This window comes from Amycolatopsis viridis (genome assembly GCF_011758765.1).
In the GTDB taxonomy this organism is placed as follows: Bacteria; Actinomycetota; Actinomycetes; order Mycobacteriales; family Pseudonocardiaceae; genus Amycolatopsis_E; species Amycolatopsis_E viridis.
Map to the genome: position 1 here is coordinate 3,985,579 of NZ_JAANOU010000001.1, position 23,972 is coordinate 4,009,550.

The window sequence follows — 23,972 nt, forward strand, 5'->3', positions numbered from 1 at the left end:
CCGGCGCGGCCCGGCCGGGGAGCATCAGAAGTTGTACTGGTCGATGTTGCTCGCGTCGAACACCGTCGGCGGGCCGAGGACGATCTCGCCGTCCTTGCCGATGGTGTACTCACCGAGCTTGCCCGCCTTGAACTTCTGGCCCTCGGCACCGGTGATCTGGCCGGAAGCCAGCGCGACACCGGCGTAGGCGGCCAGGTAGCCGATGTCGGCCGGGTTCCACAGCGCGAACTTGGTGACCGTGCCGTCCTTGACGTACTCACGCATCTGGTTCGGCGTGCCCAGGCCGGTCACCGCGACCTTGCCCTTGTAGGCCGAGGAGCTGATGTAGCGGGCGGCCGCGGCGATGCCGACGGTGGTGGGCGCGACGATCGCCTTCAGATTCGGGTACGACTGGAGCAGGCCCTGCGCCTCCTGGAACGACTTCTGGTCGTCGTCGTTGCCGTAGGCGACCTTCACCAGCTTCAGGTTCGCGTACTCGGGCTTGGCCAGCTGCTGCTTGAACACCTCGATCCAGGCGTTCTGGTTCGTGGCGTTCGGGGTCGCCGACAGGATCGCGATCTCGCCGGATCCGCCGGCCAGCTCGCCGGCCATCTTCGCCAGCTGCTCGCCGATGCCCTCGGTGGTGGCCTGGTTGATGAACACGTCGCGGCAGTCCTTGGCCGCGTCGGAGTCGAACGCCACGACCTTCATGCCGGACCCGCGGGCCTGGTTGAGCGACGGGCACACCGCGTTCGGGTCGTTCGCGGCGATGCCGATGACGTCCTGCTGCTGCTGGATCAGCGTGTTGATGTAGCTGACCTGCGAGGAGGCGCTGGCGTCGTTCGGACCGACCAGCTTGTACCGGCCCTTGAGCTCGTCCAGCGCGGTCTTGCCGCCGCCCACCTCGATGTCCGAGTACGGGTTGTTGAGCTGCTTGGGCAGGAAGGCCATCTTGACGTCTTCCTTGGTGGCCGCGTTCGGGTTCGCCTGCGCGGTGGACTGCGCCCCGCCGCCGGCGGAGCTGCTGTCGTTCTTGGTGGTGCCACCGCACGCGGCGACCGTCAGCACGAGGGCTGCCGACACCGCACCGGCGAGGAGTCGTCTCTTCATGGGCGTTTCGCCTTTCTACGTGGTCGCCCGGCGCCGCAGCGCAGCCCGGAACCTGATGACGATGTTGGGCAGGAGCACCGAGATGATCAGCAGCACCCCGGTGACGACGTTGAGCGCTTCGTTCGACACGTCCTGCAGGCGCAGGGCGTTCTGCAGCGTGGCCAGCAGGACGACCCCGGCGAGCACGCCCGGCAGGGTGCCCTTGCCGCCGAAGATGGACACACCGCCGAGCAGGACCGCCGCCACCACGGCCAGCTCCATGCCCAGGCCGTTGTCGGCACGGGCGCTGGAGTAGCGCAGCGTCCACAGCACCCCGGCGAGACCGGCGACCAGCCCGCTGACCACGTACAGCCAGAACTTCAGCGGCGCCACGCGGATGCCCGCGAACCGGGCGGCCTGCTCGCTCGCGCCGGCCGCGAACACCGACCGCCCGATCGGGGTCGCGTGCAGCACCAGGCCGAACACCAGCGCCAGCACGACGAGCGGGATCAGCACGTTCGGGATCGCACCGCCGCCGATCGTGCCGGTCACCCAGGAGGTGTAGTCGCGTGGGAAGTCGGCCACCGCGGAGTCGCCCAGCACCACGAACGCCAGCCCGCGGTACAGCGCCAGGGTGCCGATGGTGACGGCCAGCGACGGCAGTTTCAGCACGGTCACGAAGAACCCGTTCAGCGCGCCCAGCACCGCCCCGAGCACCAGGCACAGCGGGATGATCGTCTCGATGGGCAGGCCGCGGTTCCACAGATCACCCATCACCGCCGAGGTGAGGCCGAGCGTGCTCGCCACCGACAGATCGATCTCGCCGGTCACGATCACGAACGTCATCGGCAGCGCGATCAGCGCGATCGGCAGCAGGTCCAGCAGCAGGAAGGTGAAGTTGCGGCTGCTGCCGAAGTTCTCGACCGCGCCGGACGCGATCACCAGCACCAGCACCGTGATCACGATGACCGCCGCGTCCCAGCTCGCCAGGCGGGACAGCCACGCCGGCCGCGTCCCCTTGTCAGACATGGGAATCCCTCTTCTTCAGTGACTTGGCGACCCGCACGGCGACCAGCCGGTCCGCCCCGATCGCGAGCAGGATCAGCGCGCCGACGATGGCCTGCTGCCAGAACTGGTTGATGTCGAGGACGGCCAGCGAGCTGCCGATGACGGTGAGCAGCAGCGCACCCAGGCCCGCGCCCCACACGGTGCCGCTGCCGCCGAACACCGCGACCCCGCCGACCACCGCGGCGGCGACCACGTTCAGCTCGTAGCCGTTGCCGGCGGCGGCGTCGATCGTGCCGAAGCGCGCGGCGAACAGCACCCCGGCGACCCCGGCGAGCGCACCGGAGACCACGAAGGCGGCGATGGTGTTGCGGCCGACCTTGATCCCGGCCAGCTCCGCGGCCTGCGGGCTGGACCCCATCGCGTACAGCTCGCGGCCGGCGCGGTAGCTGCGCAGCACGATCCCCGCGACCACCAGCACGATCGCGGCGATCAGCACCAGCCACGGGATGCCCAGGATGGCGGAATTGCCGAAGCGCAGGAAGTGCCCGGGCAGCTCGTCGGCGTTGATCTGCTCGCCGCCGGCCCAGAAGTAGGCCGCGCCGCGGAAGGCGTAGAGCGTGCCGAGGGTGACCACCAGCGCGGGCACCTTGCCGAACCGGACCACGGCACCGTTGAGCGCCCCGCACGCCGCGCCGACCGCGACGCCGGTGATCAGCGCCACGATCACCGGCAGGCCCTGGTTGGCCTGCAGCAGCGAGCCGGTCGCGAACGCGGACAGGCCGAGCACCGAGCCGACCGACAGGTCGATGTTGCGGGTGATCATCACGGTCGCCTGCCCGACCGCGAGCACCGCAAGGATCGCGGTGTTCAGCAGGATGTCGCGGACGCTCTGCGCGGACAGGAACCGCGCGTTCTGCGTCGCGGTGAACGCGACCAGCACGACCAGGGCGAGCACGATGCCCGCCTCACGCGCCCGGAACAACCCGCCGAGCCGGAACCGGCCACCTGCCGCGGTCCGCCCCGGGTTCATCTTGGGTGCTACCGCTTTCGTCGCGTTCACGCCGCCTCCTTTCCGGACGCGCCGAGGCGCGACAGCATCATCACGTCGGCGAGCGTGGTGCTCGATGATCCGGACCTGCCCGCAGTCCTCATGCCACCGCTCCCTGGCCCATCGCCGCGAACATCACAGAGTCCTCACTGGCCTGTGCGCCCGGGATCTCCGCGACGATCCGGCCCTCCCGCATCACCAGCACGCGGTCGGCCATGCCGAGCACCTCGGGCAGCTCGGACGACACCATGATCACCGCGACCCCGTCGGCTGCCAGGGACGACATCAGCCGGTGCACCTCGGCCTTCGTGCCGACGTCGATGCCCCGCGTCGGCTCGTCGACGATCAGCACGCTCGGCGCCATCGACAGCCACTTGGCCAGCACGACCTTCTGCTGGTTGCCGCCGGACAGCGTGCCGACGAGGTCGGTGAGGCGGCCGTACTTGGTCTGCAGGCGCTCGGTCCAGCGCAGTGCTTCGCGGCGTTCGCCGCCGCCGAACAGGAACCCCAGCTTCGCCAGCGCGCCCGAGCGGGGCAGGGTCACGTTCCGCTCGATCGACAGGTCCATCACCAGCCCCTGCTGCCGGCGGTCCTCGGGCACGAGTGCCATGCCCGCGGCCATGGCGGCCCGGGGCGAGCCCGGTTTGAGCTTGCGCCCGTGCAGCTTCACGGTTCCCGCGTCGCGCTCGTCGACGCCGAACACGGCCTGGACCACTTCGGACCGTCCACTGCCGACCAGCCCGGCGAAGGCCACGATCTCCCCGGCCCGCACCGAGAACGAGATGTCCCGGAAGACGCCCTCGCGGGTGAGGCCGTCCACTTCGAGCACCACCTCGCCCGGTTCGACGTCCTGCTTGGGGAACAACGCGTCCAGCTCGCGGCCGACCATGCGGCGGACCATCTCGTCGACGGTCAGCTGGTCCAGTGGATCGGTGGAGACGTGCCGGCCGTCCCGCATGATCGTCACGCGCTGGCACAGCTCGGTGATCTCCTCGAAGCGGTGTGAGATGAACATGATGGCCGCGCCCTCGTCGCGCAGGGTGCGCGCGACCGAGAACAGGCGCTCGACCTCGACCAGCGACAGCGCCGCGGTCGGCTCGTCCATGATCAGCACCCGCGCGTCGGCGGAGAGCGCCTTGGCGATCTCGACGATCTGCTGGTCGGCGATCGACAGGCCGCGCGCCGGGCGGCCCGGGTCGATCCGCACGCCCAGGCGGGCGAACAGCTTCTCCGCCTCGGCCCGGATCGAGCCCCGGTCGATCATGCCCAGCCGCTTGCGCGGGTGCCGGCCCATCACGATGTTCTCCTCGACCGTGAGGTCGGGGAACAGCGTGGGTTCCTGGTAGATCACCGCGATCCCGGCGGCCTTGGCGTCGGCCGGGGACGAGAACTCGACGGGCTGCCCATCGACCAGCAGCGAACCGGTGTCGGGGCGGTGGACCCCGGCGAGCATCTTGACGATGGTCGACTTGCCCGCGCCGTTCTCCCCCACGAGCGCGTGCGCCTCGCCGGCGTGGAGCGGGAAGGACACCCCCTGCACGGCGGCCACCGCGCCGAACGACTTCGTGACGCCGCGGACCTCCAGCAAGGGCACGGCGCCCGGGTCCTGTCGCACCATCGCGACCTCCGAAATGAAAGGTTTCACAAACCTGGCGCGCTGACGCTACTATGCGCTTCATCACGAAGTCAACGACAAGTTTTTTGTGCAGTTCAGCTGCGGTTCTACCGTCGCGATCCGATAACATCGACGCTTGTTAGACGTTTCAAGGGGAGGCTCACGTGACGCGCACCAGCACGGGCGGGACCGCGGTTCCCGAGCCCCGCGCCGCGGGGATCAAGGACGTCGCGGCGGCGGCCGGCGTGTCACTGGGGACCGTGTCGAACGTCCTCAACCGGCCGGACCGGGTCAGCCCGCGCACCCGCGCGAAGGTCGAAGCGGCGATGGCCGAACTGAAGTTCGTGCGCAACGAGACCGCCCGGCAATTGCGTGCCGGGCGCAGCCGGATCCTGGCCTACGTGATGCTCGACGGCAGCAACCCGTTCTTCGCCGACGTGGCCGCAGGGGTGGAGGACGCGGCCGACGAGGCGGACCTGTCGTTGTTCCTGTGCAACAGCGCCAACCGCGCCGAGCGCGAGCGTGACTACCTCAGCCGCCTGGAACAGCAGCGGGTGCAGGGGATCCTGATCACCCCGGTCGATCCGGACTCACCGGTGCTGGCGGAGACCGCGGCGCACGGCATCCCGGTGGTGATCGTGGACCGCACCGGACAGTCCGGCGACCACTGCTCGGTCGCGGTGGACGACGTGCTGGGCGGGCACCTCGCGGTGCAGCACCTGCTGGAGCTCGGGCACGAGCGGGTGGCGTTCATCGGCGGCCCGGACACCCTCGGCCAGGTGCGCGACCGGCGCGAGGGCGCGGTGCGGGCGTTGCAGGAGGCCGGGCGGGGGCCGGAGAACCTGGTCGACCTGACGACGTCCGCGCTGACCGTCGCGGAGGGACGGACCGCTGGGCAGCGGCTGGCCGGGCTGCCGGCCTCGACACGGCCGACCGCCGCGTTCTGCGCCAACGACCTGCTGGCGCTCGGCCTGCTGCAGACGTGCGTGAGCCTGCGGCTGCAGGTGCCCGGCGACCTCGCGATCGTCGGTTACGACGACATCGACTTCGCGGCGGCCGCCGCCGTGCCGCTGACCTCGGTGCGGCAGCCGCGGCGGCAACTGGGCCGCACGGCCGCGGAACTGCTCCTGCAGGAGACGGCGGATCCGCGGCACCGGCACCAGCAGGTGGTGTTCACGCCGGAGCTGGTGGTCCGGGCGTCCACCCGGTACGGCGCCTGACGCTCAGGCGTTCGCCGGCGCGAACGACGACGCGAACAGCGACTGCGCGAGCCGCAGGATCAACGATTCGAGCAGGTTCGCACCGATCTTGGCAAGCACGGTGGCGACAAACTCGGCCATCGGGAACTCCTCGTCTTCGGGTCTACCCCGGCACCGTCGCTCGCGCGGATGAGGCCACGGCGGCGGGCGCGTGTCGCGCGGGTGAACCCGTCCGGAACACCCCGTGCCGGGTACGCGCGTTCAGTGCCCGGTGCGCAGCCGCTGCACCGCGAGCTGCGCCACCGTCGCCACGGCCGCCGCACCCAGCGCGATGCCCCACTGGTGCGGCAGCAGCGGGCTGCAGCCGAAGAACCCGCTCACCCCGGGGATCTGCACGATGGCCGCCAGCGCGAGCAGCGAGCCGGCCCCGGCGGCCACCACCAGCGGTGTCCGCCCGCGCACCGCCATCGTCTGCCCGAGCTGGGCGGCCACCAGCGCGACCAGGCCGGCCGTGCTCGCCTGCGACGGCGTGCCGACCGGGCGGGCGAGCATCCACCCACCGAGCGCCGCGCCCGCGGTGGTCGCCGCGCGGGCGATCAGGTCGCGCGTCAGGACGGCGCCCAGCGACGTCTCCGGCCCCTCGGACAGCAGGTGCGCGGGATCGGCGTCCGGCGGCGGGCGCACCGCGACGGCCATCGCGGGCAGCACGTCGGTCAGCAGGTTGACCAGCAGCAGCTGCCGCGCGTTCAGCGCGGCCCGGTTGCTGAGCACCCCGGCGCCAACGGTGAACGCGACCTCGCCCAGGTTCCCGCCGAGCAGGATCGACAAGGCGTCGCGCACCGACGCCCACATCGCGCGGCCCTCGACGATCGCGTCGGTGATCGTCTCGATGCGGTCGTCGGTGACGACCAGGTCGGCGGCCTCCCGGGTGGCCGGGGTCGCCGTCGCACCGAGCGCGATACCGACGTGCGCGAGACGGATGGCGGGCACGTCGTTGGCGCCGTCGCCGGTCATCGCCACCACCCGTCCGGCACGGTTGAGCTGCCGCACGATCCGCGCCTTCTGCGCCGGGCTGACCCGGGCGAACACCGACACGTCCGGCGCCCGCGCGGCCAGCTCGTCGTCGCTCGCGGCGTCGATCTCGGCTCCGGTCATCACGGCCGGCCCGGTGTCCAGACCGAGGTCGGCGGCGATGGCGGCGGCGGTGCCCGGGTGGTCACCGGTGATCATCACGACCCGCACCCCCGCGCGCCGCAGGTCCGCCACCGCGCCCGCGGCAGTGGGCCGGACCGGATCGGCCAGCGCGAGCAGGCCGCGGAACGTCAGGCCGCGAATGCGGCTCTCCGCCAGGTCGCCGCGCCCGGACGCCCGGCGTTCGGCGACCGCGAGCATCCGGAACCCCTGCCGCGCCAGCCGGTCGGCGGCGGGCAGCCGGTCCGGCCCGTCGCAGCGCGCGAGCACCGCCTCCGGTGCGCCCTTGACGCTGAGCAGCGGGCCGTCCGGGGTGTCGGCGAGCACCGCGTGGTAGCCGCGGGACGGCTCGAACCCCAGCTCCGACAACCAGGTCACGTCCCCGGGGCCAATGCCGTGCGCCGCGGCCGCGTCGAGCACCGCGCGGTCGGTCGGGTGCGGCAGCGTCTCCCCGGTCAGGTGCCACGGGCTCGCCCGCACCGCGGCGGCCAGCACCCCGGCCAGCTCCGGGGTCAGTTCGCCGACCGGCCGCGTGCGGTGCCCGTCGGACACCTCCTGCAACCGGATCCGGCCCTCGGTGAGGGTGCCGGTCTTGTCGAAGCACAGCACGTCGACGCGGCCCAGCGCCTCGATGGTGGACGGGCTGCGCGCCAGCACCCCGCGCCGCGCCAGCCGCCGGGCGGACGCCAGCTCGGCGACCGTGGCGACGAACGGCAGCCCCTCCGGTACCGCAGCCACCGACAACCCGACGGCGCGGCCGAGCGCCTGGCTGATCCCGTTGCCCCGGGCCAGGTCCGCGAGCAGCAGGGCCACGCCGGCGCCGAGCGTCACCGGCAGCGTGAGGCGGGTCAGCTCGGCCAGCCGCGCCGCCACGCCGGTCACCGGGGGCGCCTCCCCGTCCAGCCGGGCGGTGCGGCCGGCCTCGGTGCGCTCGCCGGTGGCGACGACCACGCCGGTGCCGCGCCCGGCGGCGACGACGGTGCCGCGGTAGAGCATCGACGACCGGTCGGCGACGGCGGCCGCGGCGGTCGGTGGCTCGCTCTTGGTCACCAGCTGCGACTCGCCGGTCAGGCTCGACTCGTCCACCTCGAGGCCGAACGCCTCCAGCACACGGCAGTCGGCCGGCACGGCGTCCCCGGCGCGCAGTTCGATCACGTCCCCGGGCACGAGCACCTCCGCCCGCGCGGTCAGCGCGGTGCCGACCCGGCGCAGCCGCACCTGCAGCGCGCTGGTGTCGAGCAGGTGGTGCAGTTCGCGGTCGGCGCCCAGCCGTTGCAGGCCGCCGATCAGCGCGTTCAGCCCGAGGACCCCGATGATGAGCACGGCGTCGGTGATCGATCCCAGGCTCGCGCTCACCCCGGCCCCCGCGGCGAGCGCCGGGGTGAGCGGCCCGCCGAGTTCCTCGGCCGACGCGCGCGCGAGCGTCATCGCCTCCGGCTCGCGGTACTCGGCGCGGCGGCGTTCCGCGGACTCCTCGGCGGCCAGCCCGGTGTGGCGGCTCTCCAGCCGGGCCAGCACGGCGTCCGGGGACATCGCGTGCCAGGGCGTGCGGTCCAGCGGGATCGGCACCGGCTTGCGCCCGGCCTCCGACCCGGTCCACAACCCGGTGCCCAGGGCGAGCAGGGTGGCGAAGCTGACCGGGAACCCGGCACGGGACCCCGCGGTCCCGGCGGGGCCGAAGCCGCCGAACACCGCGCCGAGCGTGGATCCGGCCGCCGACAGCCCGGCGGCGTAGCGGCTGGCGCGGCGCGCGGGTTCGACGGCTTCCAGCACCCCGCACGCCTGCTCCAGGCCGGGGCAGAGGACATCGGCGTGCCACGGCAGGTCCCCGTCGCGGCCCGGTACGCCGATGCCGACGTCGGCGACGGCGGTGGCGAGCGGGTCCGGTGAGATCACCGCGACCATGTGCCCGCCGGCCTGGAGTTCGCGGACCCGGCCGGGCAGCCCGGCCGGTTCGGCGCGGACCACGGTGCCCGCGCGCCGCGCCGCGGCTAGCACCGCCTCGGCGAGCGGGTGCGGCTCGTCCTCCATCGCGGCGAGCCCGACCACCACGTCCCGGTGCGACACCTCGATCGTGTCCCCGCGGCGCCGCACCGACCAGTCCCCCCAGCGGGTCTGCGTGCCGTCCCACTCGAGGACGGCACCGACCACGTCGTCCGGATCCGCGTCGCCCGTGACCACGACCTGCCCGGGCACCCGGCGCCCGGTGCGCAACAGCTCCGCGTCCACGACGACGTGGCCGACGCGATCCAGGCGGCGGATCGCCGCCGGTTCCAGGACCAGCGTGCCGGCCGCGGCGAGATCCCGGACCACCTGCGCGGCGAACGCCTCGCGGCCGGCCTTCGCCGGGCGCGGCACCGCGGCCGGCAGGATGCCGCCGGCGCGCCGGCCGTCGCGCGTGGCGAGGAGCGTGCCGAGCGCGCCCGCGACGCCGAGACCGGCGGTGGCGTGCGCGACCCGTTCGACCGGCCCGTCCGGGCGGGGCCGCGGGCGCTGCGGCGCGGGCAGCGGTTCGGCCCGGTGCCGGTCGATCCGGTCGCTTGTGCGGCGTTCCCAGTGCTCCCACGCCTGCCGTCGCGCGGTGATCTCGCGCCGCACGCACCAGCGGTAGGCGGCGTCGGTGACCAGTCCGACCGGTCGTTGCGCGAGCGACTGGCTGACCGCCCCGCCGAGGGCGAGGACGGCCTCGGTGGCGGGACGGCCGAGAACCCGTTCCAGCCCGCCGCGCAGGCCGGGCGTGGAGTCCACCAGGGACACCAGTGTGGGTACGACGGCGGGCACCGGGGGCGCGGGCAGGACGCGGCCGAGCGCGGTGTAGGTGAGCCCGGCGAGGTGCGTGCCCAGGGCGACCAGTTCACGCACGGCCGGTGCGGGGTTGGCCGGGTGGATCTCGCTCGCGGGCGCGGTGCCGGTGAGGTTCCAGTCGCGTTCGGCCTGGCTGACGACCCCCTCCAGGGCGCTGCCCGGCACGTCCGGATCGTGGTGCACCGCGACCCGGCCGAGTGCGGCGTTCACCGCGGCGGCGTGCACGCCGTCGAGATCGGTCAGGCGCCGTTCGAGGTCGCCGGCCGCGCTCGCGGTGCCGGTTTCGTGCAGCCCACGGACCTCCAGGTGGGTGCGGTGCCCGGAGGTCCAGCAGCGGCGCCCGGTGAGGGCGCGCACGACGCCGGCCGGGGAGGGCAGGCGCATGGGCTAGGTGTCCGCGCCGCCACTCCGCTTCTGCGTCCCGGAGCGCGCCCGGGCGGGCTTGGTCTGCGCCGCCTGGGCCGCGGGCGAGGTCGGCCCGGACTCGCCGCCCTGCTGCGCCTGCCCGGGCTCGCCCGCCGGCTGCGCCGCGGGCGGCCGCGGCTCCGCACCGCGGGCGCGGCTCGCGACGGCCGTGCCGACGCCGATCGCGACGGCCACCGGCCACTCGATCAGCTCGACCGCGGCGAGCACTCCGAGCCCGCCCCAGTACGCGAGCTGCCGGGGCGGCGGCAGGAACGACCGGGCGGCGCCGAGGGCGGCGGTCACCTCGTCGCGGTCCGGCACTCGCGGTTTCGGCAGGCGCAGGTCCGGTGCGCGGAACTCGGCCTTGACGAAGGGCAGGTTGACCGTGGCCGTGCGAGGTTTGGGTTCGTTCTCCTGCCCGGGCGTGCTGCTGGTCATGGCGCTCCTCCCTGCCCCCAGCGACCCGGCTCATGCTACGGCCGAATGAAGATCGACTGAACCCTTGGTGAACGCGGCCGATCCGAATTGCGCGCTACCGGGTGAACCGGGCGATCACCGGGCGGTGGTCGGACGCCGTGCTCGCGATCGTGCGGGCGTCCCGGACGGTCAGCGGCTGGGAGGCGGTCACGAAATCGATGCGTTTCAACGGTTCCGCGGCCGGGTAGGTGCCGCCGTGCGGATCGGCGTCCGCCAGCCTTGTCCACAGTGGAGCGAGCTCGGGCGCGGCGGGTTCGGCGTTGAAGTCGCCGGTGAGGATTTCCGGTCCGGGCCGGGCATCGAGGACGGCGAGCATGTCGGCGATCTGGGCCCGGCGCACGGCCGGGTCGGCCCGGTAGTCGAGGTGCGTGGTGTAGACCCGCAGCGGGCCGCCGGGCGCGGCGACGGTCACCTCGGCGAAACCGGGCGCGGGCGCCGGCGGAGCGCCCGGGGTGACCGTGGACAACCGGGTGATCTCGAGGTTGCGCGCGGCGATGACCGGGTAACGGCTCAGCACCGCGACGCCGAACCGGCGGCGCGGCGCACCGGGCGCGGGCGGATCGAGGTCGTAGATCGGCGCGAAGAACACGTGCATCCGCAGGGCACGGGCCAGCTCGGCGGCCTCGTCGCGGTAACCGCTGCGGACGTCCCAGTGGACGTCGACCTCCTGCAACCCGACGACGTCCGCGTGCAGGTCCCGGATCGCCGCCGCGGTGCGGCCGAGGTCGAACACGCCGTCCTCGCCCGCGCCGGCGTGGATGTTGTAGGTGGCGACCGTGATTCCCGGCCGTGCCGCAGTGGCCGCAGCGGCCTCAGTGGTCGCAGTGGCCGTTGGGGTCGCGGTGGCCGCGGTGGTCCCAGTGGCCGCGCCGAGAGCCAGAACCACCGCCATGACCGCCGCCGCGAGCCGCATGATGATCACCATAGCCGGGTGGGCAACCCCCGGCGGGTTTCCCGGCACGCGCGCCGCAGGGGCGGTCAGTGCGTCGGTGTGCCCGGCCGCATTCCGGCCAGCAGGCCCAGCCCCGCCATCACGCCGGCCAGGAAGTACCATGCGTCACCCAGGGCGGCGGACGCGATGATGGCCAGGACGAGCACGCCGCCGGCCGCGGCCCATCCCGACACGTTCGGATCCGCCATGCCCTCCACGATCCTCCTCGGCGCGCGGGGCCGCACCACGGAGACGCGGAATCACCCGCGAAGCGGTGCCACCGGAGTCAGGACCGATCACGGCGCGCAGGCACCGGACAGCTTCCGCGGACGATTCGACGGCGCACGGCTAGCACATCCGGAGGATCGAAGGCAAATCCATACCACATCCGGTCACCATGTGAGACAGTCGTCCTCCATTCCGGTGACTGGCGGCAGGATGTCGCCATGTCCGACAACACCTCCGACGACGCCCTCCTCCCGCACAAGCCGCGCCGCCGGCGCGGTCCGCTGATCGGCGTCACCCTCGCCGTGGTCGTCGTCCTCGTCGCCGTGGTCCTGATCGTCGTGAACGCGACCTCGGACTCCGGCACGGCCGCCGGCCGCACCACCGTGAAGATCGGGGTCACCGACGCGAGCGCCGACTACTGGAAGAACTTCCGGCAGATCGCCGCCGACAACGGCATCGACCTGGAGCTGGTGAACTTCTCCGACTACACGCAGGCCAACCCGGCGCTCGCCCAGGGCCAGCTGGATCTCAACCTGTTCCAGCACCTGCTGTTCCTCGCCAACTACAACGTGTCGGCGAACCAGAACCTCACCCCGATCGGCTCGACCTACGTGGTGCCGCTGAGCCTGTATTCGCGCAAGCACGCGGCCCTCGCCGAGATCCCGCAGGGCGGCCGCGTCGCGATCCCGAACGACCCGACGAACCAGGCACGCGCCCTGCTGGTGCTCCAGTCGGCCGGGCTGATCACGCTGCGCGGCGGCGGGACCGTGCTGTCCACCCCGGCCGAGATCGACCAGGCCGCGTCGAAGGTCACCGTCACCCCGGTCGACGCGTCGCAGACCGTGGCCGCGCTGCCGTCGGTCGACGGTGCCGTCGTCAACAACAACTTCGCCCTGGACGCGAACCTGGACCCGTCGAAGGCGCTGTTCAACGACGACCCGGCGAACCCGTCCGCCGAGCCCTACATCAACACCTTCGTCACCCGTGCGCAGGACAAGGACAACCCGACCTACCTGAAGCTGGCCCAGCTCTACCGGGACCCGCGGGTGGCCGGTGAGGTGAAGGCCGAGTCGAAGAACACCGCCGTGCTGGTGGAGCGTCCCAACAGCGACCTGCAGGCCATCCTGGCCCGCCTCGAGCAGACCGTGCGGGCCGCGAAGAAGTGAGCGCACTGATCGAATTCCAGGGCGTCACCAAGCGGTTCGGTGACGTCACGGCGCTGGCGGACGTCGACCTGACCATCGCCGCCGGCGAGGTGTTCGGGATCATCGGCTACTCCGGCGCCGGCAAGAGCACGCTGGTCCGGCTGATCAACGCGCTCGAACCGGTCACCTCCGGCCGGGTGCTCGTCGACGGCGTGGACCTGACCGCGCTGGGTGAGCGCGAACTGCGGTCGGTGCGGGCCGGGATCGGCATGATCTTCCAGCAGTTCAACCTGTTCCGGTCGCGCACGGTGTTCGGCAACGTCGCCTATCCGCTGAAGGTGGCGGGCTGGGACAAGGCGCGGCGCCGGGAACGGGTGGCCGAGCTGCTGAAGTTCGTGGGGATCACGGACAAGGCGTGGCACTACCCGGACCAGCTCTCCGGCGGCCAGAAGCAGCGCGTGGGCATCGCCCGCGCGCTGGCGACGAACCCGAAGATCCTGCTCGCCGACGAGTCCACCAGTGCGCTCGACCCGGAGACCACCGGCGAGGTGCTGCGGCTGCTCAAGCGGGTCAACACCGAGCTGGGCGTGACGATCGTGGTGATCACGCACGAGATGGAGGTGGTGCGCGAGATCGCCGACCGGGTCGCGGTCCTCGACTCGGGCCGGGTCATCGAGCAGGGCAGCGTGTTCGACGTGTTCTCCGCGCCGAAGACCGGGACGGCGAAGCGGTTCGTCGGCTCGGTGGTGCGGGACACGCCGGGCGGCGCGGACCTGGAGCGCATCCGTTCCCGGCACGGCGGACGGCTGGTGTCGGCGCGCATCCACGACGCGGGCCGGCTGGGCGCGGTGCTGTCGGACGCGGTGGGCAAGCACAACGTGCGGTTCGAAATCGTCTACGGCGGTATCACCGCGTTGTCCGGGCGCTCGTTCGGCGGGCTGACGCTGGAGCTGCTCGGCGCCGACGACGACGTGGACGCGCTCATCGACGATCTGCGCACGACCACCGAGATCGAGGAGATCCCGGCATGAGCCTCGACTGGGAGACGCTCGGCCCGGTGTTCTGGGACGCGATCGCGCAGACGCTGGGCATGGCCGTGGTCACGCTGCTGGTCGGCGGCGCGCTCGGGCTGGTGCTGGGCATCCTGCTCTACACCACCCGCGCGGGCGGGCTGCTGGCGAACCGGTTCGTGTTCACCGTGCTCAACGTGCTGGTCAACATCATCCGGCCGATCCCGTTCATCATCTTCATCACGGCGATCGGCCCGGTGACGATCCTCGCGGTGGGCACCCAGCTGGGCACCGTGGCGGCGACGTTCGCGCTGGTGTTCGCGGCCACGTTCGGGATCTCCCGGATCGTGGAGCAGAACCTGGTCACGATCGACCCGGGCGTGATCGAGGCGGCGCGGGCGATGGGCGCGAGCCCGATGCGGATCATCCTGACGCTGCTGGTGCCCGAGGCGCTCGGGCCGCTGGTGCTGGGCTACACCTTCGTGTTCGTCGCGATCGTCGACATGACGGCCGTGGCGGGCGCGGTCGGCGGTGGCGGGCTCGGCGACTTCGCCATCACCTACGGCTACCACCGTTTCAACTGGGCGGTGACCTGGCTCGCGGTGATCACGATCATCGTGCTGGTGCAGGGCGCGCAGTTCCTCGGCAACTGGCTGGCGCGCAAGGCGCTGCGTCGTTGAGGTCCAGGCCGTTGACGCGGCGCCGGACAGGGCGGACAGTGGGCGGATGGCGCTGCAACTGAGCCTGCGTCAGGCTCGGGAGCTGTCCGAGCTGCGGTTCGAACCGACGCACAAGCGGGTCCGGGCGTTCGCGGGCGGGACGGTGTTCGCCGACTCCCGGCACGCGGCCCTGGTGTGGGAGCCGCGGCGAGTGGTGCCGCAGTACGCCTTCCCGGAGCCGGACATCCGTGCCGCGCTGACGCCCGCCGAGCCCGGCGAGGCCGCGTGGCACCCGGTGTCGCTCGGGGCCGGCACGAACGTGCTGACCCCGGGCACCGGGTTCGGCGCGCACACCGCCGCGGGCACGTCACTGACGCTGACCCTGGGCGGCGTGGCCCTCGAGGGCGCCGGGTTCCGCCCGGACGATCCGGACCTCGCGGGTTACGTCATCGTCGACTTCGCTGCGTTCGACCAGTGGCGCGAGGAGGACGAGCCGATCGTGGCCCATCCACGCGACCCGTTCCACCGCGTCGACGTGCGGCGCAGTTCACGGCACGTGCTGGTCGAGGTCGGCGGGGTCACGCTGGCCGAAACCGGGTCACCACTGCTGGTGTTCGAGACGTCGCTGCCGCCGCGGTCGTACCTGCCGCCGTCCGATGTGGACTTCTCCCGGCTGCGGGTGTCCACCCGCCAAACGGCCTGCGCCTACAAGGGCCGGGCGCGGTACTTCTCGGCCGAAGCCGCTGGAACGACGTACCCGGACCTCGCCTGGGCGTACGAGGACCCGTTGCCGGACGCGGCGCAGCTCGCCGGATACGTGGCCTTCTTCGACGAGCACGTGGACGTCACGGTCGACGGGGAGCGAGTACCGCGGCCGGTCACCCCGTGGTCGTAGCGGCTACGCGGCCGAGGACGCCCAGAATTCCGTCACCAGGTCGTGGAACTCCTCGGCCCGTTCGATCTGCGGCATGTGCCCGGTGCCGGTGAACAGCCGGGTCTGCGCGTGCGGCAGGGCCTGCCGGGCGGCGGCCAGGTGGGTGGCGGGCAGGATCAGATCGCGGTCACCCCAGACGACGAGTGCGGGGAGCCGCCGGGCGGCCACCGCCTCCAGCAGCGGGCGGCGCCACTCCTCTGCCACGCCCCGGAACCCGCCCAGACCGCGCGCGGTCTCCAGCATCACCCGCGCCGCGTGCGGCTGCCGCGCGAGGTCCAGCGCGTACTCCACCCGGTCCGCGGTCGCCAGCGCGTGGTCGGCGAACAACGCGCGTTCCGCACGCAGCGCCCCGGCCCGGCTCGGGCGCAGCAGGAGCTTTCCCAGCGGCCGCAACGCCAGCAGCCGCAGCGCGATCGTCACCTCGCGGCCGAATCCCGCGCTGTTCACCAGCACCAGGCTGCGCACCCGCTCCGGGAAGTCGAGCGACAGCCGCATCGCGACGGCCCCGCCGAGCGAGTTCCCGGCGACGTGCACCGGCCGGGACTCCCCCACCGCGTCGAGAAAATCCGCGGCGAACCGCGCCAGCGCCTCGAGCGTGTGCCGGCCCGGCAACGGCTCGGACATCCCGGAACCAGCCAGGTCGACGCTGTAGGTGCGGTACTCGCCGGCCAGCAGGTCCTGCTGCTCGGCCCAGTCGTGCAGGCTGCGGCCGATGCCGTGCAGCAGCAGGACCGGCGGCCCGTCGCCGGCCACCCGGTAGCGGGCCCGCCGTCCGCGCACGTCCGTGTAGTCCGTCTCGCCCAGGTGCGCGGCCACGTCAGCCCATCCGGCCCAGGATCCGGCTCTGCGCGCCGGGCAACAGCCGCGCCAGCAGGTCGGGGATCTTCGCGCTCGCCCCGATCAGCACGCGCGGCCTGCGGTGCTCGATCGCGTCCACGATGGCCGCCGCTGCCTTCGCCGGGGCGATCCGCAGCACCCGCTCCCACTGCCGGGTGTCCATCCCGCCCGGTACGCCGCTGCCCACCCGTGCCGACTCCGCGATGCGGGTCCGGATGCCACCCGGGTGCACCGAGGTCACGCCGACCTGCCCGGCCAGTTCGTGCCGGATCGACTCGGTGAACCCGCGCAGCGCGAACTTGCTCGCCGAGTACGCGGACTGCCCGGGCGGCGCGATGAGGCCGAACACGCTGGACACGTTGGCGATGTGCGAGCCGGGCGTGGCCTTGAGCGCGGGCAGCAGCGCGTGCGTCAGCTGCACCGGGGCGCGGAAGTTGACGTCGAGGACCCAGCCGAACTCCGCCAGCGTCAGCTGGTCGAAGCGGCCGCCCAGCGCGACCCCGGCGTTGTTGATCAGCAGCGTCGGCCGTGGGTGGTCCGCCAGCACGCGCTCGGCCGCCGCGGCGGTCTCCGCCGCCGAGGCGAGGTCCACCACGTGCACCGAGGTATCCACTGTGGACTCAACCGCGCTGGCGACCGCCGTGAGCCGCTCGGCGTCGCGGTCCAGCAGCACCAGGTTCGAGCCGCGGGCGGCCAGCGCGTGCGCCAGCGCTTCGCCGATCCCGCTCGCCGCCCCGGTGAGGACCGCGGTCCCGCCGGCGAAGGTGTAGTCGCGCATCAGGCCACCCGTTCCGCGGACGTCCGGGGCGCCCGGGAGAACCGCATGGCCTCGTCGTCCAGGGACCCGCGCCGCATCAGCAGCACGTCGCGCGGGTAGTTCTGGAACAACCGCCACGGCGCGGCCGCGCCCTGCTTCGGCAGCTTCGCGATGCTGCGCAGCACATACCCGGACTTGAGGTCGATCAGCGGCTCGGCGGGTGTCACCGACGGCGGCGGCACGGGTGTGCAGGTGGTGTAGCCGTGCGCGTCGAGGTGGCCGAGCAGCCGGCACACGTACCCCGCGACGAGATCGGCCTTCAGCGTCCAGGACGCGTTGGTGTAGCCGATGGTGAACGCGTAGTTCGGCACACCGGAGAGCATCATGCCCTTGTACGCCAGGCGCTGCCCGACGTCCACCGGCTCGCCGTCGACCACGAGGTCGATGCCGCCGAGCGGCAGCAGGTTCAGTCCGGTCGCGGTGACGATGACGTCGGCGGCGAGCTCCCGCCCCGAGGACAGCCGGATGCCGCGCGCGGTGAACGTCTCGATCGTGTCGGTGACGATGTCCGCCTTGCCGCTGCGCAGCGCCCGGAACAGGTCGCCGTCGGGCACGAAGCACACCCGCTGGTCCCACGGGTCGTAGCGGGGGGTGAAGTGCCGGTCGACGTCGAAGTCCGGCGGCAGTTGCGCGGTCACACCCTTGCGCAGCAACTTGCGCACCAGGCGCGGGCTGCGGCGGCTGAGCTGGAAGAACAACAGCGCGGCCAGCACGTTCTTCCACCGCACGATCGGGTAGGCGACCTTGGCCGGCAGCACCCCGCGCAGCCGGTCCGCCACCGGATCGGTGGCCGAGAGCGACAGCACGTAACTCGGCGAGCGCTGCACCATCGTCACGTGCGCCGCGTCGCCGGTCATCGCGGGCACCAGCGTCACCGCCGTGGCCCCGCTGCCGATCACGACCACACGTTGGCCGGAGTAGTCCAGGTCCTCCGGCCAGTGCTGCGGGTGCACGACCGTGCCGGTGAACTCGTCCTGCCCGGGGAACTCCGGCGCGTAACCCTGGTCGTAGCGGTAGTAGCCGGAGTTGACGAAGAGGAAGCCGCACGTGATCCGGACGCGTTCCCCCGTGTCGGTGCGGTCCGCCTCGACCGTCCACCGCGCCTCCTCAGACGACCACTCCGCCCGCACCACCCGGTGGTGGAACCGGATGTGGCGGTCGATTCCCCGTGCGCGCGCGGTGGTCCGCACGTACTCGCGGATCGACTCGCCGTCGGCGATCGCCTTGGCGTCGGTCCACGGCTCGAACGAATAGCCGAGGGTGAACATGTCCGAGTCCGAGCGGACGCCCGGGTAGCGGAAGAGGTCCCAGGTGCCACCGATGGCCCCGCGCGCCTCGAGGATCGCGTACGTCTTCCCCGGGCACTGCGCCCGCAGGTGGGCGGCGGCGCCGATCCCGGACAGGCCGGCACCGACGATCAGGACGTCGACGTGATCGCGCGTCATCGCTTCCCCGTTTCTCCCGTCGTCTCGACCGCAACGTACCAACGGGGTGTCGAACGGGTCAACACCCTGTCGAGAGCGCCGACACCGCGTTGACCGCCTGATACGGTGGGGCCATGGCCACCGATCCCGCCGTCCGCAGCCGCCCGGCCCGCGGCCGCCGCGCGCCGCGGCCCAGCGGGGACGAGCGGGAGCTGGCGATCCTCGCCACCGCCGAGCGGCTGCTGGCGGAGCGCCCGCTGAGCGAGATCTCCACCGATGACCTGGCCCGGGGTGCCGGCATCTCCCGGCCGACGTTCTACTTCTACTTCCGCTCCAAGGACGCGGTGCTGCTCACGCTGCTCGACCGGGTCACCGAAGAGGCCGAGCGGGCGTCCGCGGTGGTGTTCGACCGCCCCGCGCCCACCGCGGCACAGCGGTGGCGGCAGTGCCTGGACGCCATCTTCAGCACGTTCCGCGCCCACCGCGCCGTCGCGCTCGCCGCCGCCGAGGCCCGCCACACCAACGCCGAGGTGCGGCAGCTGTGGGCGGGCATGATGGAGACCTGGGTCAGCCGGACCGCGGACGCGATCGAGGCCGAGCGAGCCCGCGGCGCCGCCCCACCCGGACGGCCGGCGCGCGACCTGGCGATCGCGCTGAACTCGATGAACGAGCGGGTCCTGTACGCGACCTTCGGCGGCGACGGCCCGGCCGTGCCCGAACCGGAGGTGGTCGGCGTGCTGCTCGACGTGTGGCTGAGTGCGATCTACCGCACCACCGAACCACCGGCCTGATCCGTTTCGGCGTGCCGGCGCCGGGTAGCCCCGGGCCATGGAACGCAAGAGCGGGCAGGACGAGGACGCTCGCGACGAGCTGCCCAGCGCCGGGGACTCGTCGCAGGAGGAACAGCAGCTCCTCCGGGGTGAACAGGGCACCTCCTCCGGGGACGAGCACGACGATTTCGACCCGCAGCAGGGCGAGTAACCGGCACCCTGGGGGCGTGGATCCGCTCACCCGGTTCGAAGCCAACCGCCCGCGCCTGCTCGGGCTGGCCTACCGCCTGCTCGGCGAGGCCACCGAGGCCGAGGACGTCGTCCAGGAGGCTTACCTCAGGTGGGACGCGGCCAGTGGTGTCGAGGTGCCGGAGGCGTGGCTGACCAAGGTCGTCACGAACCTGTGCTTGAACCGGCTGACGTCCGCGCGTGCCCGGCGGGAGGTCTACCCCGGCCCGTGGCTGCCCGAGCCGGTGTTCACCGACCGCGGCCCGCTGGAGATCGCCGAACAGCGGGATTCGCTGTCGCTGGGGCTGCTCGTGCTGCTGGAACGCCTGACCCCGCCGGAGCGGGCGGCCTTCGTGCTGCGGGAGGCGTTCGGCCACAGCCACCGCGAGATCGGCGAGGTGCTCGACCTGGACGAGGCCCACGTCCGCCAGCTCTACCGCCGGGCGCGGCAGCGCGTCACCGAGGGCCGCGCACGCTTCACCGCCACCGCCGAGCAGCGCCGGGCCCTCGTGGAGCAGTTCCTCGCGGCGATCGTGGCCGGCGACGTGGCCGGACTGGAGCGTCTGCTCGCCGAGGACGTGGTGGCCTGGGCCGACGGTGGCGGCAAGGTCGGCACGGCCCGCCGCCCGGTGACCGGCCGCAACCGGGTCGCGCGTTACTTCGCCGGTCTGGCCCGCGACCCGCGGGCGGCGGGCGCCGAGTTCGCGCTGCGCTGGATCAACGGTGAGCCGGGCCTGGCGGTGTACCTGGGCGGGACGCTGTTCGCGGTGCTGGTGCCCGAGCCGGGTGCGGACGGGCTGGCCGCGGTGCGCACAATCGCCAACCCGGACAAGCTCGCCTTCGCCGCCGCCCAGACCTGAACCGGCGCGCCACTGCGCGGCGAGGTCACCCTCGCACAGAGCGTCCGAAATGGACTGAGATCTGACGGTCAGATACATTGTGGACTGCCACGGCACCTCGTCTCGCGACGATGGGTGCTGGCGGATCGGCTGCACTAGTGGTCTGAACCATCGCTGCCGGATCTCGCGCGACCGCGTTATGGGCGATCAGCCGCGGCGCGGGTGCGGAATCGATTCGGCGCCGGCCCGGCGGGCCGCGATCACCAGACAGCGCTCGCAGGGCATGCCCGCCGGGCGATCCAGCAGATCCAGCTCCCCGGGCCGCCCGGAGTACCCGCAGTAGGCCACCAGCAGCCCGGGCTGCTGCCCGGCCGGCAAGGGGAAGACGTGCGCAACGCGGTGGGTCTCCCCCACGAGGCCCGATCGCGGTCGCGCGAGCAGGAACGCTCCACCCGGCCCGCCCGGTTCGTCGCGCGCCTCGGGTACCCGCACCCGTTCAGTCACGGTGAGCCTCCTCCCGGGATACTCGCCATGGTGGTTCCCCTACCCGGCTCGCGCCAATCCCCGCGACCCGCTTTTCACCCGTCAGTGCCGGGGTTCGTCCACAATGGCTGATCCCGGCTGAGCTCCGGTACCGGGATTCCCCACGTTGCGGGTTCCCAGCGGGCTCGGCCGCGGTCAGGCGCGGGCGGCGTCCAGAACCGGCCCGAGTTCGGCCACCACGGCGTCCAGCGGGGCGGGGTCCTCCTGCACCCGGGCCATCACGATCGCACCCTCGAGTGCGCTGATCATCACCACCGCCAGCGACCGGGAGCGCTCCGGCGGCACCCCCATGTCCCGCAGGCTCTCCTCGACCGGCCGCAACCAGGTCTCGAACCCCTCCCGCACCGCGCGGCGCAGATCCTCGTTGCCCGCCACCACGTCGGCCGTCGTCGCGACCAGCGGGCAGCCTGCCGCGTAGCCTTCGTCGCGGAACTGGTCGCGCCACTGCGCCACCATCCCCGCGAAGAGGCCGCCCGGCGTGGGCGCGGCCGCGGCGTACCGTTTCACCCGCGACGCCGCGAACTGGCCGGACCAGGCAAGCGCTTCCCGGACGAGCTGGTCCTTGCCGCCGGGGAAGTAGTGCTGGAGGGAACCCCGCGGCGCCGACGCGTGCTCGACGACCTCCCGCATCCCGGTCCCGCTCACCCCCTGGGTACGGATGAGCTGTGCCGCGCTGTACACCATGCGATCACGCGGGTTGGCCTTCATGCCACCTCCGGCCCCGGCATCGTCAGTTCGTATTCGTACTCACCGTGCTGCGGGCCGTGCCGGACACGGAAACCCTGCCGCCGCAACAACGCCCTGGCCGCCGCATTGTCCACTTGCGTCACCGCCCGCACCGTCCACCCCGCCCAGCGCCCGGAGGCACGCAGCCATCCGGCCAGCCCCGTCGCGATGCCCTGCCGCTGCCACGGGTCGGCCACCATGATGCCGAGCTCCGCGACGCGCGCTTCACCGGCCACCAGGTTCAGCAGTCCCACCGTCGTCCGGCCGTCGATCGCGGCGAGTGCCACGCCGTCCGGCGGCCCGGCGAGGAGATAGCGCCGGTACCGCCCGAGCACGTCCGCCGGATCCGGCCGGCCCGGCAGGAAGAACCGGCGCCGCAAGGTACCCGGCGAGCAGGCGAGGACCACGCTCCGCACGTCTTCGGCGGCGGTGCCGTCCAGCTCCCGGAGGGTTATGACGGTTGTCATAGTCCCGGTGTACTCCGCCACGGCGCCGCAGGCAAGGGCTGCGCCAGGATGAGCTGGGCGATCGCGGCGATTCCCTGCCCGCTACCCACGCTCCGCTTAGACTGGCGCCCATGCGCCGATGGGTGTCCCGTGCGGACCGACGACTGTTCGCCCGCGTAGCGGCGACCGATTCCGTTCTCCTGGACCGGGTGCTGCCGCGCCTGGGCCGGGCAGCCAACTACGGCGGGCTGTGGTGGGCGGTCAGCGGCACCCTCGCCGCGACGCGGAACCGCCGGGCGCGGCGCGCCGCGCTGCGCGGGATGCTCGCGCTGGGCATCGCCAGTGCGACCGCCAACGGGCTGAGCAAACGTGTCGTTCGCCGCACCCGCCCGTCGACCGGGTCCATCCCGCCGATCCGGCAACTGCGGCGGGCGCCGTGGACCACGTCTTTCCCGTCCGGGCATTCCGCCTCCGCCGCGGCGTTCGCCACGGGCGTCGCGCTCGAGTGGCCCGCTCTCGCCGCACCGGTGGGCGCCCTGGCCGCCGGAGTAGCGGCCTCGCGCGTCGTCACCGGCGCCCACTACCCGTCCGACGTGCTCGGCGGCCTGGGCCTCGGGCTGACCGCGGCCGCGGTCACGCTGTCCTGGTGGCCGCGCACCCCCGCCGGCCCCGCGCGGGCCGAAGCGCATCCGGCACCCGCGCTGCCCACCGGCGACGGCCTCGTCCTGGTCGTCAACCCGTCCGCGGGAAGCGCCAACGCCGCCGTTCTCGACCGCGTCCGGGCCGAACTCCCGCAGGCGAAGATCGTGGAACTCGGCGACGGCGAGGACCTGGCCGACGCGCTCACCGAAGCGGCCCGCACCTGCCGTGTCCTGGGTGTCGCCGGCGGCGACGGCACCATCAACGTCGCCGCGCGCACCGCCGCCGACCACGACGTCCCGCTCCTCGTCCTCCCGGCGGGCACCCTCAACCACTTCGCCCGCGACCTCGGCGTGGAGACGCCGGACGACGCGATCACGGCCGTGCGCCGGGGCAGCGCGGTGCGCATCGACCTCGGCAGCGTCGACGGCGAGGTCTTCGTCAACACCTGCAGCACCGGGCTCTACACCGACCTCGTGCGGTACCGCGAGAAGTGGGAGAAGCGGATCGGCAAGTGGCCCGCGATGCTGGTCGGCCTGGTGCACGTGCTGCGCCGCGCGAACCCCCAGGACCTCGTGGTGAACGGCGAACCACGCAGCGTGTGGATGATCTTCGCGGGCAACGGGGCGTACCGTCCGCGCGGGTTCGCCCCGACCTACCGCCGCAGCCTGGACGACGGCCTGCTCGACATCCGCACCGTCGACGCGGAGCGTCCGTGGGCCCGCACGCGGGTCGTCCTCGCCGCGCTCACCGGCACCCTGCGCTGGTGCACGCCCTACCAGGACCGGCCCGCCGCGCCCCAGCTGACCGTCCGCGCCCCCGCCGGCCGGCTCCACCTCGCGCTGGACGGTGAGCTGCGGAGCGTTCCGCCGGACATCACGCTGCGCAAACGCCGGGGCGCGCTGGTGGTTTACCGCTGAATCCCGCGCGGTGCACCGGCGCCGCCGGATCGACCTGCCACCGACACCAGGAGGAAGGCC

The 23,972-nt window shown here is 73.0% G+C and carries 23 protein-coding genes; 9 read left to right on the forward strand and 14 right to left on the reverse strand.

Annotation, left to right across the window (positions count from 1 at the left end):
* Positions 1–24: 24 nt before the first annotated feature.
* From rhaS to FHX46_RS19795, 4 genes are all read right to left on the reverse strand, one after another.
* Positions 25–1,089: a rhamnose ABC transporter substrate-binding protein gene (rhaS, locus tag FHX46_RS19780; protein ID WP_167117184.1), complete on the reverse strand. Its 1,065-nt coding sequence runs from the start codon at positions 1,087–1,089 to the stop codon at positions 25–27.
* A gap of 15 nt (positions 1,090–1,104) precedes the next feature.
* Positions 1,105–2,097: an ABC transporter permease gene (locus tag FHX46_RS19785; protein ID WP_167117187.1), complete on the reverse strand. Its 993-nt coding sequence runs from the start codon at positions 2,095–2,097 to the stop codon at positions 1,105–1,107.
* Positions 2,090–3,136: an ABC transporter permease gene (locus FHX46_RS19790; RefSeq protein ID WP_390622633.1), complete on the reverse strand. Its 1,047-nt coding sequence runs from the start codon at positions 3,134–3,136 to the stop codon at positions 2,090–2,092. The genes FHX46_RS19785 and FHX46_RS19790 overlap by 8 nt, the downstream gene beginning before the upstream one ends.
* 88 nt (positions 3,137–3,224) lie before the next feature.
* Positions 3,225–4,742 (reverse strand): sugar ABC transporter ATP-binding protein, encoded by a 1,518-nt coding sequence (locus tag FHX46_RS19795; RefSeq protein WP_167117190.1) that lies wholly within the window; start codon positions 4,740–4,742, stop codon positions 3,225–3,227.
* Between the two features lie 215 nt (positions 4,743–4,957).
* On the opposite strand from FHX46_RS19795, the gene FHX46_RS19800 reads away from it, so the two are divergent.
* Positions 4,958–5,959 carry a LacI family DNA-binding transcriptional regulator gene (locus tag FHX46_RS19800; protein WP_167121575.1) on the forward strand — a complete coding sequence of 334 codons (1,002 nt, stop codon included), beginning with the start codon at positions 4,958–4,960 and terminating at the stop codon, positions 5,957–5,959.
* Between the two features lie 240 nt (positions 5,960–6,199).
* On the opposite strand, the gene FHX46_RS19805 is transcribed toward FHX46_RS19800, so the two are convergent.
* The 4 genes from FHX46_RS19805 to FHX46_RS19820 form a co-directional block, all read right to left on the reverse strand.
* Positions 6,200–10,318, reverse strand: a complete 4,119-nt coding sequence (locus FHX46_RS19805; protein WP_167117193.1) for a cation-translocating P-type ATPase — start codon at positions 10,316–10,318, stop codon at positions 6,200–6,202.
* A 3-nt stretch (positions 10,319–10,321) separates the two neighbouring features.
* Positions 10,322–10,777 carry a hypothetical protein gene (locus tag FHX46_RS28285; protein WP_208400212.1) on the reverse strand — a complete coding sequence of 152 codons (456 nt, stop codon included), beginning with the start codon at positions 10,775–10,777 and terminating at the stop codon, positions 10,322–10,324.
* A 94-nt stretch (positions 10,778–10,871) separates the two neighbouring features.
* Positions 10,872–11,738, reverse strand: a complete 867-nt coding sequence (locus tag FHX46_RS19815) for an endonuclease/exonuclease/phosphatase family protein (protein WP_313886287.1) — start codon at positions 11,736–11,738, stop codon at positions 10,872–10,874.
* A 56-nt stretch (positions 11,739–11,794) separates the two neighbouring features.
* Complete coding sequence (locus FHX46_RS19820; protein ID WP_167097680.1) at positions 11,795–11,956, reverse strand: hypothetical protein; 162 nt, start codon at positions 11,954–11,956, stop codon at positions 11,795–11,797.
* A 237-nt stretch (positions 11,957–12,193) separates the two neighbouring features.
* Between FHX46_RS19820 and FHX46_RS19825 the strand changes: the two genes are divergently transcribed.
* Genes FHX46_RS19825 through FHX46_RS19840 form a run of 4 tightly spaced genes read left to right on the forward strand, consistent with a single transcriptional unit; the run spans position 12,194 to position 15,684 of the window.
* Positions 12,194–13,141, forward strand: coding sequence for a MetQ/NlpA family ABC transporter substrate-binding protein (locus FHX46_RS19825; protein WP_167117199.1), 948 nt, complete (start codon positions 12,194–12,196; stop codon positions 13,139–13,141).
* Entirely contained in the window at positions 13,138–14,151 is a 1,014-nt protein-coding gene (locus tag FHX46_RS19830) for a methionine ABC transporter ATP-binding protein (protein WP_167117202.1), read from the forward strand. The genes FHX46_RS19825 and FHX46_RS19830 overlap by 4 nt, the downstream gene beginning before the upstream one ends.
* Entirely contained in the window at positions 14,148–14,810 is a 663-nt protein-coding gene (locus FHX46_RS19835) for a methionine ABC transporter permease (protein WP_167097686.1), read from the forward strand. Before FHX46_RS19830 ends, FHX46_RS19835 begins: the two co-directional genes overlap by 4 nt.
* Before the next feature lie 46 nt (positions 14,811–14,856).
* A complete protein-coding gene (locus FHX46_RS19840) occupies positions 14,857–15,684 on the forward strand; it encodes a DUF427 domain-containing protein (RefSeq protein ID WP_167117205.1) in 828 nt (275 codons plus the stop codon).
* 3 nt (positions 15,685–15,687) lie between these two features.
* On the opposite strand, the gene FHX46_RS19845 is transcribed toward FHX46_RS19840, so the two are convergent.
* From FHX46_RS19845 to FHX46_RS19855, 3 genes are read right to left on the reverse strand one after another with little or no spacing between them, the layout of a single operon-like run.
* Complete coding sequence (locus FHX46_RS19845; RefSeq protein ID WP_167117208.1) at positions 15,688–16,539, reverse strand: alpha/beta fold hydrolase; 852 nt, start codon at positions 16,537–16,539, stop codon at positions 15,688–15,690.
* A gap of 1 nt (position 16,540) precedes the next feature.
* Entirely contained in the window at positions 16,541–17,338 is a 798-nt protein-coding gene (locus FHX46_RS19850) for an SDR family NAD(P)-dependent oxidoreductase (RefSeq protein WP_167117211.1), read from the reverse strand.
* On the reverse strand, positions 17,338–18,822 hold the full coding sequence (locus tag FHX46_RS19855) for a flavin-containing monooxygenase (protein WP_167117213.1): 1,485 nt from the start codon (positions 18,820–18,822) through the stop codon (positions 17,338–17,340). The genes FHX46_RS19850 and FHX46_RS19855 overlap by 1 nt, the downstream gene beginning before the upstream one ends.
* 113 nt (positions 18,823–18,935) lie before the next feature.
* Between FHX46_RS19855 and FHX46_RS19860 the strand changes: the two genes are divergently transcribed.
* The 3 genes from FHX46_RS19860 to sigJ are packed head-to-tail and all read left to right on the forward strand — an operon-like array spanning position 18,936 to position 20,659.
* Positions 18,936–19,592, forward strand: a complete 657-nt coding sequence (locus FHX46_RS19860; RefSeq protein ID WP_167117216.1) for a TetR/AcrR family transcriptional regulator — start codon at positions 18,936–18,938, stop codon at positions 19,590–19,592.
* A gap of 37 nt (positions 19,593–19,629) precedes the next feature.
* A complete protein-coding gene (locus tag FHX46_RS19865) occupies positions 19,630–19,782 on the forward strand; it encodes a hypothetical protein (protein ID WP_167117219.1) in 153 nt (50 codons plus the stop codon).
* A 16-nt stretch (positions 19,783–19,798) separates the two neighbouring features.
* Entirely contained in the window at positions 19,799–20,659 is an 861-nt protein-coding gene (sigJ, locus tag FHX46_RS19870; RefSeq protein WP_167117222.1) for an RNA polymerase sigma factor SigJ, read from the forward strand.
* 186 nt (positions 20,660–20,845) lie between these two features.
* Here sigJ and FHX46_RS19875 read toward each other — a convergent pair whose 3' ends face one another.
* From FHX46_RS19875 to FHX46_RS19885, 3 genes are all read right to left on the reverse strand, one after another.
* The gene (locus FHX46_RS19875) at positions 20,846–21,142 is read right to left on the reverse strand and encodes a hypothetical protein (protein ID WP_313886198.1); all 297 of its coding nucleotides are present in this window, start codon (positions 21,140–21,142) and stop codon (positions 20,846–20,848) included.
* A gap of 174 nt (positions 21,143–21,316) precedes the next feature.
* Positions 21,317–21,889 carry a TetR/AcrR family transcriptional regulator gene (locus FHX46_RS19880; RefSeq protein ID WP_167117225.1) on the reverse strand — a complete coding sequence of 191 codons (573 nt, stop codon included), beginning with the start codon at positions 21,887–21,889 and terminating at the stop codon, positions 21,317–21,319.
* Complete coding sequence (locus FHX46_RS19885; protein WP_208400213.1) at positions 21,886–22,374, reverse strand: GNAT family N-acetyltransferase; 489 nt, start codon at positions 22,372–22,374, stop codon at positions 21,886–21,888. Before FHX46_RS19885 ends, FHX46_RS19880 begins: the two co-directional genes overlap by 4 nt.
* A gap of 110 nt (positions 22,375–22,484) precedes the next feature.
* On the opposite strand from FHX46_RS19885, the gene FHX46_RS19890 reads away from it, so the two are divergent.
* Entirely contained in the window at positions 22,485–23,912 is a 1,428-nt protein-coding gene (locus tag FHX46_RS19890) for a bifunctional phosphatase PAP2/diacylglycerol kinase family protein (RefSeq protein WP_167117228.1), read from the forward strand.
* The last annotated feature ends 60 nt before the right edge of the window (positions 23,913–23,972 follow it).

Excerpts from the sequence above, each read along its gene's own strand:
- FHX46_RS19825 (WP_167117199.1), top strand. The coding sequence starts at position 12,194 with ATGTCCGACAACACCTCCGACGACGCCCTCCTCCCGCACAAGCCGCGC.
- FHX46_RS19855 (WP_167117213.1), bottom strand. The coding sequence starts at position 18,822 with ATGACGCGCGATCACGTCGACGTCCTGATCGTCGGTGCCGGCCTGTCC.
- FHX46_RS19860 (WP_167117216.1), top strand. The coding sequence starts at position 18,936 with ATGGCCACCGATCCCGCCGTCCGCAGCCGCCCGGCCCGCGGCCGCCGC.
- FHX46_RS19865 (WP_167117219.1), top strand. The coding sequence starts at position 19,630 with ATGGAACGCAAGAGCGGGCAGGACGAGGACGCTCGCGACGAGCTGCCC.
- FHX46_RS19840 (WP_167117205.1), top strand. The coding sequence starts at position 14,857 with ATGGCGCTGCAACTGAGCCTGCGTCAGGCTCGGGAGCTGTCCGAGCTG.
- FHX46_RS19795 (WP_167117190.1), bottom strand. The coding sequence starts at position 4,742 with ATGGTGCGACAGGACCCGGGCGCCGTGCCCTTGCTGGAGGTCCGCGGC.
- FHX46_RS19885 (WP_208400213.1), bottom strand. The coding sequence starts at position 22,374 with ATGACAACCGTCATAACCCTCCGGGAGCTGGACGGCACCGCCGCCGAA.
- FHX46_RS19835 (WP_167097686.1), top strand. The coding sequence starts at position 14,148 with ATGAGCCTCGACTGGGAGACGCTCGGCCCGGTGTTCTGGGACGCGATC.
- FHX46_RS19850 (WP_167117211.1), bottom strand. The coding sequence starts at position 17,338 with ATGCGCGACTACACCTTCGCCGGCGGGACCGCGGTCCTCACCGGGGCG.
- rhaS (WP_167117184.1), bottom strand. The coding sequence starts at position 1,089 with ATGAAGAGACGACTCCTCGCCGGTGCGGTGTCGGCAGCCCTCGTGCTG.
- FHX46_RS19820 (WP_167097680.1), bottom strand. The coding sequence starts at position 11,956 with ATGGCGGATCCGAACGTGTCGGGATGGGCCGCGGCCGGCGGCGTGCTC.
- FHX46_RS19880 (WP_167117225.1), bottom strand. The coding sequence starts at position 21,889 with ATGAAGGCCAACCCGCGTGATCGCATGGTGTACAGCGCGGCACAGCTC.
- FHX46_RS28285 (WP_208400212.1), bottom strand. The coding sequence starts at position 10,777 with ATGACCAGCAGCACGCCCGGGCAGGAGAACGAACCCAAACCTCGCACG.
- FHX46_RS19805 (WP_167117193.1), bottom strand. The coding sequence starts at position 10,318 with ATGCGCCTGCCCTCCCCGGCCGGCGTCGTGCGCGCCCTCACCGGGCGC.
- FHX46_RS19890 (WP_167117228.1), top strand. The coding sequence starts at position 22,485 with ATGCGCCGATGGGTGTCCCGTGCGGACCGACGACTGTTCGCCCGCGTA.
- FHX46_RS19785 (WP_167117187.1), bottom strand. The coding sequence starts at position 2,097 with ATGTCTGACAAGGGGACGCGGCCGGCGTGGCTGTCCCGCCTGGCGAGC.